The organism is Paraburkholderia sp. BL10I2N1 (genome assembly GCF_004361815.1).
Taxonomy (GTDB): Bacteria; Pseudomonadota; Gammaproteobacteria; order Burkholderiales; family Burkholderiaceae; genus Paraburkholderia.
In genome coordinates this window covers 1,341,312-1,355,920 of record NZ_SNWA01000002.1, presented here as the reverse complement: position 1 = coordinate 1,355,920, position 14,609 = coordinate 1,341,312, and the positions used below count along the sequence as shown (strand labels likewise).

The window sequence follows — 14,609 nt, the reverse complement described above, 5'->3', positions numbered from 1 at the left end:
CTTTCAGCGATTTTTGAAGCCCGATTTCTGCTCCGCAAAATCGGTTCTGCTCCGCAATTCTCCTATCTGGTCGGTCCGACCTTCTCTCCCCGGCGCTTCCTGACATAGTGTTCTGTCATGGCCAGCGACTCGTGACCGAGCTGTTTCTGCGCCTGACGGATGTCTCCACTCGAATCCGTCTTGTCAGTCCCCGCCTTGGCGCGTAGATCCCGGAACTGAAAGTCTTTCGCCTATTTCAAATTCCGAGTGGCTGGTTTGGCGGGTCAAGTACGGGCGTCAGCCCGGCGAAGCGAATACTTGACGCGCGTTGAAGAAGTAAGCTGGGACAGGGCTGGTTGCGGCAGAATGCGGCAACCAGCCCTGCAAGACAACGTGAACCGATGAACCAGACCCAACTGTTTGAAGCCGCCTTGGGAATCAAGGCCCCGTGGTACGTGCAAGGCGTCGATTTCGATGCCGCGCGGCGTGAACTGACCATTGCCGTGGACTTTGTCGCGGGTACGCGCTTTCCCTATCCCGGCGTCGCGGGCGAGCATCCGGCTCACGACACCCAGATCAAGCGGCTGCGCCACCTCAACTTCTTTCAGCACGAGTGCTATCTGGAGGTTCGGGTGCCGCGGGTGCGTCTGCCGGACGGCTCGGTGCGCCTGGTCGAACCCGACTGGATAGGCAAGCTGGACGGCTTCACGCTGCTGTTTGAAGCGCTCGTGCTGACGCTGTGCCGGGAGATGACATTTGCCGCGGTGGCCCGCGTGGTGAACCTGTCGTGGCATCGGGTGAAGGCCATCTGTGACCGTTACGTGGACCTGGCCGTGGCCGCGACCGACCTGTCCGAAGTTACCGCGGTGGCCATTGACGAAACGTCGGCCCGACGTGGGCAGGACTATATCTCGCTGGTCGCCGACATGGACGCAAGGCGCGTGGTCTTCGTCACGCCAGGCAAGGATGCCGGCGTTGTCGAACGCTTTGCCCGGCACCTGGAGGAACATAATGCCACGCCTGCACAGATCGAATCGGTCAGCATCGACATGTCGGCTGCCTTCATCAAGGGCGTGGACGAACACCTGCCCGACGCGCGTGTGACCTTCGACAAGTTTCATGTCGTGGCGCATGCGTCCAAAGCGCTTGATGGTGTGCGCCGCGCGCAGCAGAAAACCGATCCCTCGCTGAAGGGCATGCGCTGGTCGCTGCTCAAGGATGCCGAGAAACTCGATCTCGCGCAACTGACCGATCTCGAGGCGCTGATCAGCCAGTACGCCACCAACCGCACGGCCCGAGCGTGGATGTACCGCGAGCAACTGCGCGAGATTCTCGATCGCAAACAGATCCACGTCGTCTCCAAAATGCTGCGCCGGTGGTGCGGCAACGTCATGCGTTCCAAGGTCGAGCCCATGAAGGACGTCGCGCGCATGATCCGTCGTCATTTCGACGGCATCATCGCGTGGGCGCAGACACGCCAGACCAATGGATTCATTGAGGCGATCAACGGCCTGTTTCAGGCCGCCAAGCGCAAGGCACGGGGATACGCCAGCTTCAAGACCATGCGCACCGTGCTGTTTCTCATCGCGGGCAAACTCGACTTCTCAGCACTCAATCCGCATGCCTCGTGAGCCGCATTACCCACTGCGCTTTTAAAAGAGCCAGTCTTTCGCCGGGATGCCGGCCGCTTCTCGCGCCGTCCTGAACCGGTATTGCAAGGTTCTCAACGTCATGCGCTGGCCGGTCTCCGTGACGATCAGCGCGGTGCTGACGACCTTGTAAGTCGCTTTGCGCGCCCTAATCCGCTCGATTACCAACTTCAGTTCGCCGGTCACTTCCATGCGGATCTTCTTTCCCGTCTTCCCCTGTCCTATGGCGAGGAAGTTGTCCCGGATATCGCGCTCGTCATAGCGCAATGTGTCCTGCGGACGCTGGCCGGCGAGGTAGCCCAGATCCATCGCGTCGCGCGTCGGCTGGTCAGCTTTCTCATACAGGCGTACATACAGATCATCTTCCACGTAGACATCGCGACCGTCCTCCGTGTTCTTCTTCACACCCACGCAAGGGTTCGCCGCTTTCGTCAGGCCGATCTCGCGTGCATTGTTAAAGATGTGGCTAAACAGGGCGATCTCACGATTGGCACGCACGTGTCCCGCGTTCGGGGGCGAGACCCGATTCTTCGCTGCATACCACGCGACGGCCTTCTTGTGACGCCAGCGCAGATACTGTTTGACGTGGGTTGGCTCGATATCGTCCAGCAGCACATCGTCGTCGAACAACTCGCGTAGAAATACGAGTTCCTTAAGGTTGTCGGTCTGCGTGCGGCGAGCTTTGGTGGGCAGGACCTCGCGTACATACATCGCCGCTGCGTCCTTGAAGGTAGGCTGTGTCGCTCTCGGCGCTTGCGTTTCCTCGATCGCGGACCACCGTTTTACGGCAAGCACGAAGTCTGGGCCGAGCGGTTCTTCGCGACGTGGATTGCCTCCCCAGTCGTAGTAGTAATGGATTTTGTTCCAACGTTTCCGGGCACGCATCCTTGGTGGCAGGTTCAGATTCACAGTCGGCTTTCGACCCATGATGTCACCCCGATGCAAGCACCTTCGGCCGCCACTTCTTCCTGACCGGTTCATCGGTCTGCCGCCGCCCTTCGATCGCCGCACGTGGAATAATCGGTCGGCGGCGCGCGTTTGTCCAGAACGGGATCCCAGAGGTTCGCAGCCAGTCTATCTGCCGCTCCTCGCGCGTCTTGCCGCGACGCCCCGTACGGACGCCAGTCAATTCTGCTACTTCTTCTTCCGTCAGGAAAGTATCAGACATCCTCGACCCCGCTAAATGGCTTCGGCCGTGTGCTGCTGGCGATGTACAGCGGGTGCTTCGGGCTGCCATCCCTGTTCAGGCCGAGGTGAAAGAGTTTGCCGCTCATGCTGGTGATGCGAAGGAGGTGCAGTACGTCGGCTGCGCGCCTTGCCGCGGCTTCGTGCGAGCCCCATGCGCAGATGACTATCGAAGCACGGTCGACGGCTTCGAGTATTGAGGCGTTGGCGAGGCTGCCGTTCAGATCTCGATGAATGAGACATTGAGCTTCTTCACCAGAATGCCGGACAAAGCGCATGAACTGACGAGCGCTTTCATCCGATAACGGTGTGATATCGAACAACTTACCTTCGACGTCTTGTGCGACGGAATGAGCGTTCAAGCCTACTCCTTGATGACCGAAACTCGCGTAGGTCACCCATCCTCTGACTGCTCGGTGATCTGGCTATTCGACACAAAGCGCAAGTCGCGGCCTTTCACTCTACTGCTCTACAGAACTGCCAAAGCCTCCACCTCGATCTTCAAACCGAAATGCAGCGGCCCCGTCGGAACGACGGCTCTGGAAGAACGTGCATTTCCAGCCCAGCTCGCATAAATGCTATTGAATTCCGGCCAGTTTTCGATGTCGTCGACGTAGACGCGAACCTGCACCAGCTGGTCGATCGCGCTGCCTGCGGCGAGCAGCGCCTGTTCCACGTTGTCGAGTACCTGCCGGGCCTGTTCGGCGAATGAACGGTCGTCCAGTCTCGTGCCGGCGGCCGTAACTGGCAACTGACCCGAAACAAAAACGAACCCGTTCGCGACCGTCACATGGCTATAGTGCCCGCCGGGCGTCGAGAGACCCGGCGTAGCGGGGTGAACGGGCTGCGGCGAACGATTTTCACCAGCCATGAAAGCGTCTCCATACGGTAAGTGCGCCGGTCGGTTCGAGCGCATGGTATTCGGGGAACTGTGCGCCTGTCGCGCAAGCGTGGTTCGGCAGGATGCGTAGCCGGGTACCGATCGGAAAGCGGGTTTCGAGGTCGCCGTCATCAGTTGCGGGCTCAGCATCGGCCCGAGCCAATATGCCATGCTCCTGGTTAGCGCCGATCAGCACGAAGCCGTTGAGCGGGGCGCCGTCCAGGGTGCACGGCAGTCCATAGCCGAAATCGCGGGATTGTTTCGACGTGCCGCGGTCGCGGCTCATCGCCATCCAGCCCGCATCGACGATGACCCATCCCTTGTCCCGCCGATGGCCGATCACAGTGGTGAGTACGCTGAGCGCAATGTCGTCGATCGCGCACACGCCGACGTTATGCATCACGAGATCAAAAAAGGCGTAAACACCGGCTCGAACTTCAGTGACGCCATCGAGATGCTTTGCGGCCAGCGCAGTCGGCGTCGAACCAACGCTGACGGTTTCGCATGGAATGCCGGCGGCGTGTAGGCGCTGTGCGGCACGCACACAGCCGGCGCGCTCCTGTTCGGCGAGCGCCGCTAACGCTTCCTGCGTGTTCAGTTCGTAACTCGAGCCGGCATGAGTGATGACTCCTCCGACTTTGATGCCGCCCGTCTGCAGGATGCGACCGATTTCCAGCAGCTCATTCTCCTCGGGCGTGATCCCGGAGCGATGCCCGTCGGTATCCACTTCGATCCACACCTCGAGTGGATCGTCCGCCGTCTGGCAAAACGCGACGATTGCGGCGGCGGCGCCGGCATTGTCGACGATGATTTTCAGGTCGCATCCCTGTTTCCGGAGTGCCATAGCCCGGGAGAGCTTGGACGGAACGATGCTGACAGCGTAAAGGATATCCGTGATGCCGGCCGCGAAAAATGTCTCCGCCTCCTTCAGCGTGGACACCGTAATACCTTGTGCACCTGCGGATAGCTGCGCCCTTACGACGTCGAGGCATTTCGATGTCTTCACGTGCGGCCGGAATTTCACGCCCAATGCGTTCATTCGCTGCTGCATCGATGCGATGTTCTTTTCCATCCGGCGTACCTCGATGACGGCCGCCGGTGTGTACAGTAAATCAAGTGCCACGGTGTGATCGAGTGTCATGGCTGAGTGGCCGGTTCGAAGTGGCTGGCCCACGAGACGAGTGAGGTGAGTGTTCGGGACTCGATTTCCGGTGTCTGTGCGCCGCAGACGAGCGGCAAGCCGATCCGGTTGTGCCAGTAGGTTCGTAATCCGACGGCCGCGTACCGAACATGTCGTAACTGGAGCCAGCAACGAACGCCGCTTCCTGAGGGGACACGTCTAGTTTATGGAGCGCAAGCCGATAGGGGCGGGGAAGAGAGATATGATGTCCGCGCTTTCCGTCTAACGTCATCTATCTATGGGAAGATAGATCGATGGCCAATTAAAGAGGTGAATCGCCACCTCACCTTACAGCTTTACTGCACTACCGCTTTACCGCACTACTTTCAAGGTGCCCTCGATATCTTCGAGCCGGCCCTTCGTCTTGAACAACCGGCTTGCCAGCACACTGCCCTGATAAGCCGCGAAGAGCGCACGCGCGGCATTTTCGGGTTTGCCGTTGACCGTCAGCGTACGCTCCTGTGCACCTTGCGCGAGCACTTTCGCCAGCCAGCTTTCGTTGGCCTTGAAAAAAGCCTGTATCGCATGCCGGATGTTGTCCGGCAGCGATTCGATGTCGGCTGCGAGCATGCCGCACAGACAAATCTGATTGCCGTCCCCCAGGGTTCTGCCAAACAACTTCGTGTACTTGCTGAGCTTCGCATCGGCCGGCAACGCAGCGTCGATCGCCTTGACGGTATTGAGTACTTCGCTGCTGTACTCATTGACCGCTTCAAGTACCAGATCGTCCTTCGACGGGTAGTAGTAGTGGATACTTGACGTCTTCACGCCGACCAGTTCCGACAGATCGCGGTAGCTAAAGCCGTTGTAACCGCGGAGCATGATCAGCGTGATCGCGTGGTCGAGAATCTGCTCGCGTATTGTTGATGTCGTGTCCATAGAGTTAACTCTATCTACTGATAGGTAGTCAGTCAAGGGGATTTTTCTAACTGTGTTGTTTCAGAGTTCGATGGGTCGGATCGGAAAGGCCGCGTGCCCGCGCCGTGCGTTCTCTTGCACGCTGACACGCGCGGCCGCGTGTATCGATCCGGGCCAATGCGCTAGCGCGGCAGTGTGTGCTCGTACATGTGTCGGCGCGACCACGGCAGCGTCGCCGCGTTTCGCCCGGCCTTGCGGCAGACGATCTGGTAAATCGAGACGTCGTCGTGCTCAAACGCGTAGGCGCAACCCGCCAGATAGACGCGCCAGATGCGGAACTTCACTTCATCGACGAGCTTCCTGGCCTGCTCGGCTTGCGCCTCGAAGTTCCCGCTCCAGGTGTTGAGCGTGCGGGCATAGTGTCGCCTCAGGTTCTCGATGTCGACCGCCTCCAGTCCGCCGCTCTGCAGCGCCTCGAGCGCCAGACTGATGTTCGGTAGCTCGCCGTCCGGGAACACGTAGCGGTCGATGAACTGGCTGCCGCCGAGGCCGGTCTCGCGGCCGTCTGCGCCGGTGGACGTGATCCCATGGTTCATGGCGATGCCGTCGTCGGTGAGCAACGCGCGGATGCGAGAGAAATAGTCAGGCAGATTCCTGCAGCCGACGTGCTCGAACATGCCGACACTCGTGATGCGGTCGAACTGGCCTTCGACGTCGCGATAGTCCTGCAGGCGGATCTCGATGCGGTCCTCGAGTCCGGCTGCTTTCACGCGCGCAGCGGCGAGATCGAACTGGTTCTGGGAAAGCGTGATACCCACACAGCGCGCGCCGAACTTGTGGGCCGCGCGCAGCACGAGCGCGCCCCAGCCGCAGCCGATGTCGAGCAGGCGCTGTCCGGGCTGCAACTGGATCTTGGTGAGGATGTGGTCGATCTTCTTGAGTTGCGCGGCGGCGAGGTCTTCGTCGCCGTTCTCGAAGTACGCGCACGAGTAGACCATGTTCTCGTCGAGCCACAGTTGGTAGAACTCGTTCGAGACATCGTAGTGGTATTGGATTGCCCGCTTGTCGGTCCGCCTCGTGTGACTCATGGCGCGCACGGCGCGCACAGCAGAGAGGGCGTTAGTCACGGTACTGCGGGCGAGCGCGTAGCCGATGTCGATGATGTCCGTGAGTTTGCCTTCGATATCGATCTTGCCGTTCACGTAGGCCTCGCCGAGATTGTCGAGACTCGGATCGAGGAGCAACGGCAACGCGGATGCGCTCCTGACGTTCAGCGTGACATGAGGCTCGGCGAACGTCCCAAAATCGAAGTGCTCACCATTCCACAACACAAGGTGCGCTGGAAGGTTTGACGTCGACCGTATTTCCTCCGCCCAGTGGGCCAGTTTTTTTCCCAAAAGCATCGAGATTCTCCTTTTTCCGTTGTAGCGATTTCAGCCTGGCTGTCGATCGGGCAGCGGGCGCGAAGAGGCGAGACGCGCGTGCCGCATGCGAGCCGGGCGCCGCCTGCCCATGCGGCGCGAGCAGTCTGGACACTCGGCGCCCCGATCCACTGGCCATCCGATCGGCGGCGAGCGCGGGAGCAGAAGCCGGCCCGTGTAGTCTAGAACGCGTGGTTTGGGGGCCGCTATACCGGTTGCGCAAAGCAGATTTTCGAAGATGGCGAGTTGCCGCGAGGCGGCGTCTGTGCGTCAGGGCGGTGCCCAGCGCGCAAAACAGTATTCTGGAAAAGGGACTTCCTGGGCGCAGGGGCCGCCCTCTACCGTACTTGTCTCGCAATCGGCCAGATGGGGGCGGATGCGCACCGCGCGGTTGCGTGCGCGCGTTGCTACTGCCTTACCACATTTCAGCAACCCTGAACGTCACAAGGAGCGTATGAGTCTGTGCAAGTCCCTTCGTAAGAGATATGTCCTCCTCGCGTCGCTTTGCTCGATCGCGCTGCTTTCGAATCGCGCACCGGCCCAGACCGCACCGCCCGCGGTCAACGCGCGCGCCTGGGTCTTAATGGACTCGTCGAGCAATCAGATCCTCGCCTCGCAGGACGCCGAGGCGCGCATGGAGCCTGCGTCGCTCACGAAGATCATGACGGCGTATCTGGTCTTTCAGGCGCTGCAGGACAATAAAATCCGCATGGACGAAACGGTGTTGCCCAGCGATGCCGTTCGCTCCGTCGGCAAGGACGAATCGAGGATGTTCATCGAGGCGAACAAGCCGGTGTCCGTGCACGACCTGCTCTACGGGTTGATTGTAGAGTCCGGCAACGATGCCGCGATTGCACTGGCGGAAATCGTGGGCGGCACGCAATCGCATTTCGTCGACGTGATGAATGCCCAGGCCCAGGCGATAGGGATGAGCCACACGCACTTTGCGGACGTCAACGGCATGCCTGAACCGAATCACTACACGACGGCAGGCGATCTGGCGATTCTCGCGATGCGCGTGATTCACGATTTCCCGCAGGACTATCCAATCTTTTCGGTCAGGACGTTCAGCTACGACAACATCCGGCAGCTAAACCGTAATCGCCTGCTCTGGCTCGATCCGACTGTTGACGGTCTCAAGACCGGACATACCGATGCCGCCGGGTATTGCCTGATCGCCAGCGCCCTGCGGCCCGTACCTGGCGCCCCCGGCATGACGCGGCGTGTCATCAGTGTCGTGATGGGCGACCCGACAGGATCCGACCGTGTGCGCGACAGCCTGAAAATGCTCGACTTCGCCTACGATGCGTTCGAGGAAGTCGCGTTCTACAAGGCCGGTCAGGCGGTCGAGACGTCCCGCCTCTACGAGGGCACGGCATTGAGCGTCAGGGTGGGCGTGGCGAAGGACCTGATGCTGACCGTGCCCGCCGGTCAGGATCGCGGCGTCAAGCCGAAGGTCTCAATCGTGTCACCGCTCGTCGCGCCGCTCGCCGCAGACCAGAAGGTGGGGAACGTGGAGCTCGTCTCAACGGACGGCCGGGTTCTCGCACAGGGGCCGCTTGTCGCGCTCGACGCAGTTCCGCAGGCCGGACTCCTTGCGCGAGCGTGGGACTTCATGCTGCTGCACCTCAATCGGCCCGGCTGACGGGATCGGGGCCCCGCTCGCGGGTCCTGCGCCAGCATGATCGGGCTTCACTGTTCACTGCACTGGCCTCCAAAGCCGGACGATGCCCGCACGAATAAGCGCGCGAGCGCGGCCGGCTTGCCGGGCTTCATGCGCATGCCGCGCAGAACGAAGGAAGCTCCGAGCGACGTCAACGCGCTGCGGGTCATGTCGCGCTCGCCGACTGACGCGCCGCCCGTCGTCACGATCAGGTCGAACTGCGCACGCAATGCGCGCAGGGTCGCGTGGATCGCACGTTCGTCGTCGCCCATATGAACGGTGCGCACGACGTGCGCGCCCATGCCCGCTGCCAGCGTGCCCAGCATCAAGCCGTTGCTGTCATAGATCTGCTGTGCCTCGCGCGGGCCGCCCGGCGCGACGAGCTCGTCGCCGGTAGTCAGGATGCCCACGCGCAGCGTCGCGAAGACATCGAGCATGTCGATGCCCCGGTGCGGCCGCGACGCCGATATGCGCCGGCTCGATGCGCACGCCGGCCGGTAGCAGCAGTTGTCCCGCGCGCACTTCTTCGCCGCGCCGGCGAATGTGTGCGCCAGCTGGCACCGGCGCGTCGAATGTTACGGTTTCATAGGCCTCGCGGGCATGCTCCTGCATCGCGACGGTGTCGGCACCAGGCTGCCCGTGAAGACGCGTGTGGCAGCGCTGCGCGTGGTCGAAGCTGAGAGTGTCAGGCATGGCTTGAGTGGTTGATGGAGGGAGCGCGAATCTCCTCGCGGCCGTGGTCCGAGATGCGCTGATGGCTTCGTCGAGCGCTTCTGCGGGCACTGGCGTGCCGAAGGGTCGCTTGCCGGTGACGCTTCGCCCGCGGCGACACTAAGAAAAATGCCTTGCGCACGGTGTCCCGCGCGCAAGGCGTTGTTGACGGAGCGCGGTGGCCGCCTAGTGCTTTACCGGCACCAACTTGCCGCGGAACAGATGGTATTGGTAAAGATTGTAGCCGACCATGATCGGGAAGACGGTGCCGATGCCGAAGAGCATGAAAGTGAGCGTCGCGCTATCCGAGGCGGCGGCGGCAACGGTCAGCTCGCCCGGCACGATGTATGGGAACAGGCTGATGGCGAGCCCCGCGAACGAGATCACGAAGAGCAGCGTGGCCCCCACGAACGGGCCGTGTTCTCCGCGCATGTGGATCGCGTAAAGCACATACAGGAACGCCAGCGCAGCGAGCACCGCGAGCGCGATCAGCAGATGGAAGACGCCCTGTTCCTGCCAGCGCGTCACGCCGACCGGGCTCAGCTTCAGCGTCGCGAACGAAACCACGAGGGCCGCGGCCACGGTCGTGAAGACAGAAACGATTGCGTAGCGGCGCGCCGAGCTCTCGAGGCCGCCCGTGGTCTTCTTCACGAGCCAGGTCGCGCCGAGCAGGCAATAGCCGGATACGACGCCGATCGCCGTGACCGCCACGAAGCCGAGGCTCGAGGCGCCCGGCACGAAGCCGGTAAGAATCTTGCCGAGCACGATGCCCTGCGAGACCGCGGCGAGCAGGCTGCCGATGCCGAAAACGCGGTCCCACACGGTCTTGCTCGAGTGGGCCGCGTGACGGAACTCGAGGGCCGCGCCACGCATGATGAAGCTCGCGATGAGGACCATCACGGGGACGTAGAGATCAGAGAGGATCATCGCATAGGCCGCCGGAAAGGCGCCAAAGAGGGCGCCGCCGAGCACGACGAGCCAGGTTTCGTTGGCGTCCCAGACGTGGCCGATGGACTGGACCATGAGGTCGCGGTCGCTCTCGCGGCGCTGCAGCAGCGTGAGCACGCCCACGCCGAGGTCAAAGCCGTCCGTGACGACGTAGAGCACGAGCATCAGGCCGATGAGCCCGAACCATGCGTGATTCAACAGGTCCTGGGTTGATGCGGGGGTCATGATGACTTCCTGTAAGGTCAAAGCGAATTGGGGGAGACGGCGCAGATCAATAGTCGACGGCGTGCGCGACGGCCTGACGTGCGGGCTCGGCCGGCGGCATCACGTCGAGATCGGGACCTTGACGCAGCCAGCGCCGGGCGGCCACGAAGAACGACACGATCAGGATGACGAATAAGGCGCAGAACATGATCATGCTGCCCAAAACGGTGCCGGCCGGAATGGCGGAGGCGGCATGCTCGGTGCGCAGTAGACCGTAGACGAGCCACGGCTGGCGGCCCACCTCGCGCACGATCCAGCCGCATTCGACGGCAATGTACGGCAGCGGGATCGCCAGCACCCAGGCGAGCAGCAGCTTGCGCTGCGCAAGCAGCTTGTCGAGGTGGCGGCCCGACTGGCGCAATGCGTAGAGGGTCCAGAACGCGAGCACCATCAACAGGAAGCCGATCCCGGCCATGACGCGAAACGCGTAGTAAAGCAGCGGGATCATCGGCGGCTGATTCTGGACGGGAATGTCTTTCAGACCCGTGACCTGACCGTGCAGGCTGTGCGTGCCGAGAACGCTCAGCAGGCCGGGCACTTCAAGCGACCAGTCGTTGCGTTGTTTGGCGGCATCCGGCCACGCAAGGAGCGACCAGCTCGCACCGGTGCCGGGTGCGTTCGTTTCCCAGTGGCCCTCGATCGCGGCGCCCTTGGCCGGCTGCGTTTTGAAGACGTCGACGCCGCTCGAATCGCCGAGCCAGATCTCCACGGGCGCGACGAATACCAGCAGCAGGAGCGCGAGCTTGAACGAGCGGACAAAGAACGCCGGATTGCGACGCTTGAACAGGTAGTACGCCGAGATGCCGGCGATCACGACGAGGCCCGTTTCGAGTGCGGCGAACCACATGTGCGACGCGCCCCAAGGCATGTCCGGGCTGAAGATCGCCTTGAGGTAGTCGGTGACGACGAGCTTGCCGTCCACCACGGTCACGCCGCTCGGCGTTTGCAGCCACGAGTTCGCGACCATGATCCAGAAAGCGGAGAGGGACGAGCCGAACGCGACCATCGCGGTGGCGAACAGGTGCACGCCCTTGGGCACGCGACCCCATCCGAGCATCATGATGCCGACGAAGCCCGCCTCCAGCATGAACGCCAGGGCCCCCTCGAACCCGAGGATATTGCCGAAGAACTGGCCGGTGTATCGGGAGAACGGTCCCCAGTTCGTGCCGAACTCGAATTCCAGGGGAATGCCGCTCACGACGCCGACGGCGAAGTTCAGCAGCAGCAGCTTGCTCCAGAACCGCGCGTGGCGGTACCAGACGACGTCGCTCGTCTTGACCCAAAGGATTTCGACGACGAGAAGAAAGGCGGACAGGCTGATCGTGAGGATCGGCCAGAGTATGTGGAAGATCGCGGTCAAGGCGAACTGACCGCGGGCCAGATTCAGGGCTTCGACAGACATGGTGATTACCAGGTGATTGGAGAACAGGGAAGCGCGCGACTCGACCCGACAGTGGGGAATCAGAACGCAGGCAGCACGGGCGGCTCGGACGAACGGTGCAGCAACACGGGAATCGACTTCGAGGTCGGGGTGTTGCAGACGTCGCCCACGCTCGACAGCGGAACGAGCGGATTCGTCTCCGGGTAGTACGCCCCGATGCAGCCGCGCGGAATGTCGTATTCGACGAGCCGGAAGTAGTCCGCACGGCGTTCGATGCCGTCGTCCCAGACCGTGGTCATGTCGACCCAGTCGCCGTTCTTGAACCCGAGCATGGCTATGTCGGTCGGGTTGATGAAAACGACGCGTCGCTGGCCGAAGACGCCGCGATAGCGATCGTCGAGCGCGTAGACCGTCGTGTTGTACTGGTCGTGAGAGCGCGTGGTCATCAGCGTCATCAGGCGTTCGCCGTGAATCGCCTTCGCACGGGCGATCGGCGTGTCCTGCTGCACGGCGTGCACGACGAAGTTCGCCTTGCCGGTCGAGGTCTTCCAGTCGCGCTCGCGCGAGGCCACGCGCAGATGGAAGCCGCCCGGGTGCTGGATGCGCTCGTTGTACCGGTCAAAGCCCTCGATGGCCTGCTCGATGGCGTCGCGGATTTTCGCGTAGTCGCGGGCATACGCGAGCCAGTCCACCTTCTCGTCGCCGAGCGTGGCGTGCGCGATGTTCGCGACGATTGCCGTCTCGGACATCAGGTTCGGCGAGGCGGGCTTGTTCATGCCATACGATATGTGCACCATGCTCATCGAGTCTTCGACCGTGACGCCCTGAGCGATGCCGTTTTGCACGTCGATCTCGGTGCGGCCGAGCGTCGGCAGGATCAGCGCATTGGCACCGTGCACAAGATGGCTGCGGTTGAGCTTGGTCGTGATGTGGACCGTGAGGTCGCAGGAACGCAGGCCGTCGAAGGTGCGACGCGTGTCCGGGGTCGCCATGGCGAAGTTGCCGCCCAGCCCCATGAACACCTTCACTTTGCCTTCGATCATGTGCTCGACCGTCTCGACGACGTCGAGACCATGCTCGCGCGGTGGATCGAAGTCGAACACCTTGCCCAGCCGGTCGAGGAAGGCCTGCGTGGGCTTGTCCTCGATGCCCACGGTCCGGTTGCCCTGCACGTTCGAGTGGCCGCGCACGGGACACAGGCCGGCGCCCTCACGGCCGATATTGCCGCGCATCATCAGCAGATTCGAGAGCATGTGCACGGTCTGCACCGAATGCTTGTGCTGCGTAATGCCCATGCCCCAGGTGGCGATCACGCGCTTGCCGTTGGCATAGATGCGCGCGAGACCTTCGACGTCTTCGCGGGCGACGCCGGACTGCGCTTCGAGAAGCGGCCAGCTCTCGTTGCGCAGGTCGTCGGCGAACGCGCTGAAGCCAAGGGTGTGCTGGTTGATGAAGTCGAGATCGAGCACGCGTTCCGTGCGGTTTTCAAGCGCCTTGTCGTCGAGCTCGATGAGATGCTTGGCCACGCCCTTGATGAGCGCGAAGTCTCCGCCCAGTTTCGGCTGGATGAACGTCGAGGCGATCTTCGTGCTGCTGAAGGTCAGCATTTCGACCGGGTGCTGCGGGCTCGCGAAGCGTTCGAGACCGCGTTCGCGCAGCGGATTCACCGATACGATCGTGGCGCCGCGGCGCGACGCTTCACGCAGTTCGCCCAGCATGCGCGGATGGTTCGTGGCCGGGTTTTGCCCGAAGATGATGATGGTGTCCGCCAGTTCGAAGTCGTCGAGCGTGACCGTGCCCTTGCCTACGCCCACCGTCGTCGGCAGGCCGCGGCTGGTTGCTTCGTGGCACATATTCGAGCAGTCGGGGAAGTTGTTCGTGCCGTACATGCGCACGAACAGCTGGTAGAGGAACGCGGCCTCGTTGCTCGCGCGTCCCGACGTGTAGAACGCGGCTTCGTCTGGCGAATCCAGCTGGTTGAGAAGCCTTGCAATCAGCGCGAAGGCGTCATCCCAGGCTATGGGCCGATAGCGGTCCGTGCGGGCGTCGTACACCATCGGGTCGGTGAGCCGGCCGTGCTGCTCGAGTTCGTAATCGGACTGCTTCATGAGCGATTCGACCGTGTTCGCCTCGAAAGACGCCGGTGTGACGCGCTTGGTCGTGGCTTCGGCCGCGACGGCCTTCACGCCGTTCTCGCAGAACTCGAATGTCGACGCGTGGTTGCGATCGGGCCACGCGCAGCCCGGGCAATCGAAGCCGTCCGGCTGGTTCTGCTTGAACAGGGTACGGTAGTTGCTGCCGGCAACGCGCTCCTTGATCAGATTGATGGCGACGTACTTCAGTGCGCCCCAGCCGGCGGCGGGGTGGTGATACGCCTCGATTTTGCCTTTTCGCTTTGCCTTGTCCATGCCCTTAGCTCCGTTGACTTCGCGCGGGCCCCGGTCTTTTTTCGACCAGCGCCGCACACTGCGATTGGTTGGCGTAAGCGTA

13 protein-coding genes and 3 pseudogenes are annotated in these 14,609 nt (G+C 62.2%); 2 read left to right on the top strand and 14 right to left on the bottom strand.

Going from position 1 to position 14,609, the window contains the following annotated elements; all coding sequences use genetic code 11:
* Nucleotides 1-62: 62 nt before the first annotated feature.
* A pseudogene (locus B0G77_RS44635) lies at nucleotides 63-212 on the bottom strand (integrase); the annotation flags it as partial.
* A gap of 168 nt (nucleotides 213-380) precedes the next feature.
* Here B0G77_RS44635 and B0G77_RS28190 point away from each other — a divergent pair.
* Entirely contained in the window at nucleotides 381-1,610 is a 1,230-nt protein-coding gene (locus B0G77_RS28190; RefSeq protein ID WP_133662124.1) for an ISL3 family transposase, read from the top strand.
* Nucleotides 1,611-1,631: 21 nt separating this feature from the next.
* Here B0G77_RS28190 and B0G77_RS43885 read toward each other — a convergent pair whose 3' ends face one another.
* From B0G77_RS43885 to B0G77_RS28150, 8 genes and pseudogenes are all read right to left on the bottom strand, one after another.
* A complete protein-coding gene (locus tag B0G77_RS43885; RefSeq protein ID WP_208116511.1) occupies nucleotides 1,632-2,555 on the bottom strand; it encodes a tyrosine-type recombinase/integrase in 924 nt (307 codons plus the stop codon).
* Between the two features lie 4 nt (nucleotides 2,556-2,559).
* Entirely contained in the window at nucleotides 2,560-2,796 is a 237-nt protein-coding gene (locus B0G77_RS28180; RefSeq protein WP_133665229.1) for a DUF4224 domain-containing protein, read from the bottom strand.
* Entirely contained in the window at nucleotides 2,789-3,211 is a 423-nt protein-coding gene (locus B0G77_RS28175; RefSeq protein ID WP_243751242.1) for a DUF1643 domain-containing protein, read from the bottom strand. Before B0G77_RS28175 ends, B0G77_RS28180 begins: the two co-directional genes overlap by 8 nt.
* 71 nt (nucleotides 3,212-3,282) lie before the next feature.
* On the bottom strand, nucleotides 3,283-3,684 hold the full coding sequence (locus B0G77_RS28170) for a RidA family protein (RefSeq protein WP_133665228.1): 402 nt from the start codon (nucleotides 3,682-3,684) through the stop codon (nucleotides 3,283-3,285).
* Nucleotides 3,674-4,834 carry a DSD1 family PLP-dependent enzyme gene (locus B0G77_RS28165; RefSeq protein ID WP_166656290.1) on the bottom strand — a complete coding sequence of 387 codons (1,161 nt, stop codon included), beginning with the start codon at nucleotides 4,832-4,834 and terminating at the stop codon, nucleotides 3,674-3,676. The genes B0G77_RS28170 and B0G77_RS28165 overlap by 11 nt, the downstream gene beginning before the upstream one ends.
* Nucleotides 4,831-5,066: pseudogene (locus B0G77_RS44630) on the bottom strand (haloacid dehalogenase); the annotation flags it as partial. The pseudogene B0G77_RS44630 and the gene B0G77_RS28165, both read right to left, overlap by 4 nt.
* A gap of 119 nt (nucleotides 5,067-5,185) precedes the next feature.
* Nucleotides 5,186-5,752, bottom strand: a complete 567-nt coding sequence (locus B0G77_RS28155) for a TetR/AcrR family transcriptional regulator (RefSeq protein WP_133665227.1) — start codon at nucleotides 5,750-5,752, stop codon at nucleotides 5,186-5,188.
* Between the two features lie 161 nt (nucleotides 5,753-5,913).
* Complete coding sequence (locus tag B0G77_RS28150) at nucleotides 5,914-7,134, bottom strand: cyclopropane-fatty-acyl-phospholipid synthase family protein (protein ID WP_133665226.1); 1,221 nt, start codon at nucleotides 7,132-7,134, stop codon at nucleotides 5,914-5,916.
* Nucleotides 7,135-7,702: 568 nt separating this feature from the next.
* Between B0G77_RS28150 and B0G77_RS28145 the strand changes: the two are divergent.
* A pseudogene (locus B0G77_RS28145) lies at nucleotides 7,703-8,797 on the top strand (D-alanyl-D-alanine carboxypeptidase family protein); the annotation flags it as partial.
* A 47-nt stretch (nucleotides 8,798-8,844) separates the two neighbouring features.
* Here the strand turns inward: B0G77_RS28145 and B0G77_RS44625 are convergent.
* From B0G77_RS44625 to B0G77_RS28125, 5 genes are all read right to left on the bottom strand, one after another.
* Nucleotides 8,845-9,252, bottom strand: a complete 408-nt coding sequence (locus B0G77_RS44625; protein WP_243751241.1) for a molybdopterin-binding protein — start codon at nucleotides 9,250-9,252, stop codon at nucleotides 8,845-8,847.
* A complete protein-coding gene (locus tag B0G77_RS44620; RefSeq protein WP_243751402.1) occupies nucleotides 9,155-9,427 on the bottom strand; it encodes a hypothetical protein in 273 nt (90 codons plus the stop codon). Before B0G77_RS44620 ends, B0G77_RS44625 begins: the two co-directional genes overlap by 98 nt.
* Nucleotides 9,428-9,712: 285 nt before the next feature.
* Nucleotides 9,713-10,699, bottom strand: coding sequence for a cytochrome d ubiquinol oxidase subunit II (cydB, locus tag B0G77_RS28135; RefSeq protein WP_133665224.1), 987 nt, complete (start codon nucleotides 10,697-10,699; stop codon nucleotides 9,713-9,715).
* A gap of 46 nt (nucleotides 10,700-10,745) precedes the next feature.
* Entirely contained in the window at nucleotides 10,746-12,140 is a 1,395-nt protein-coding gene (locus B0G77_RS28130) for a cytochrome ubiquinol oxidase subunit I (protein ID WP_133665223.1), read from the bottom strand.
* 59 nt (nucleotides 12,141-12,199) lie between these two features.
* Nucleotides 12,200-14,527 (bottom strand): FdhF/YdeP family oxidoreductase, encoded by a 2,328-nt coding sequence (locus B0G77_RS28125; RefSeq protein WP_133665222.1) that lies wholly within the window; start codon nucleotides 14,525-14,527, stop codon nucleotides 12,200-12,202.
* Nucleotides 14,528-14,609: the final 82 nt, after the last annotated feature.

Coding starts and splice junctions, on each gene's coding strand:
- B0G77_RS28170 (WP_133665228.1), bottom strand. CDS start 3,684: ATGGCTGGTGAAAATCGTTCGCCGCAGCCCGTTCACCCCGCTACGCCG.
- B0G77_RS28150 (WP_133665226.1), bottom strand. CDS start 7,134: ATGCTTTTGGGAAAAAAACTGGCCCACTGGGCGGAGGAAATACGGTCG.
- B0G77_RS44620 (WP_243751402.1), bottom strand. CDS start 9,427: ATGCAGGAGCATGCCCGCGAGGCCTATGAAACCGTAACATTCGACGCG.
- B0G77_RS28155 (WP_133665227.1), bottom strand. CDS start 5,752: ATGGACACGACATCAACAATACGCGAGCAGATTCTCGACCACGCGATC.
- cydB (WP_133665224.1), bottom strand. CDS start 10,699: ATGACCCCCGCATCAACCCAGGACCTGTTGAATCACGCATGGTTCGGG.
- B0G77_RS28190 (WP_133662124.1), top strand. CDS start 381: ATGAACCAGACCCAACTGTTTGAAGCCGCCTTGGGAATCAAGGCCCCG.
- B0G77_RS28125 (WP_133665222.1), bottom strand. CDS start 14,527: ATGGACAAGGCAAAGCGAAAAGGCAAAATCGAGGCGTATCACCACCCC.
- B0G77_RS28180 (WP_133665229.1), bottom strand. CDS start 2,796: ATGTCTGATACTTTCCTGACGGAAGAAGAAGTAGCAGAATTGACTGGC.
- B0G77_RS44625 (WP_243751241.1), bottom strand. CDS start 9,252: ATGCTCGATGTCTTCGCGACGCTGCGCGTGGGCATCCTGACTACCGGC.
- B0G77_RS43885 (WP_208116511.1), bottom strand. CDS start 2,555: ATGGGTCGAAAGCCGACTGTGAATCTGAACCTGCCACCAAGGATGCGT.
- B0G77_RS28165 (WP_166656290.1), bottom strand. CDS start 4,834: ATGACACTCGATCACACCGTGGCACTTGATTTACTGTACACACCGGCG.
- B0G77_RS28130 (WP_133665223.1), bottom strand. CDS start 12,140: ATGTCTGTCGAAGCCCTGAATCTGGCCCGCGGTCAGTTCGCCTTGACC.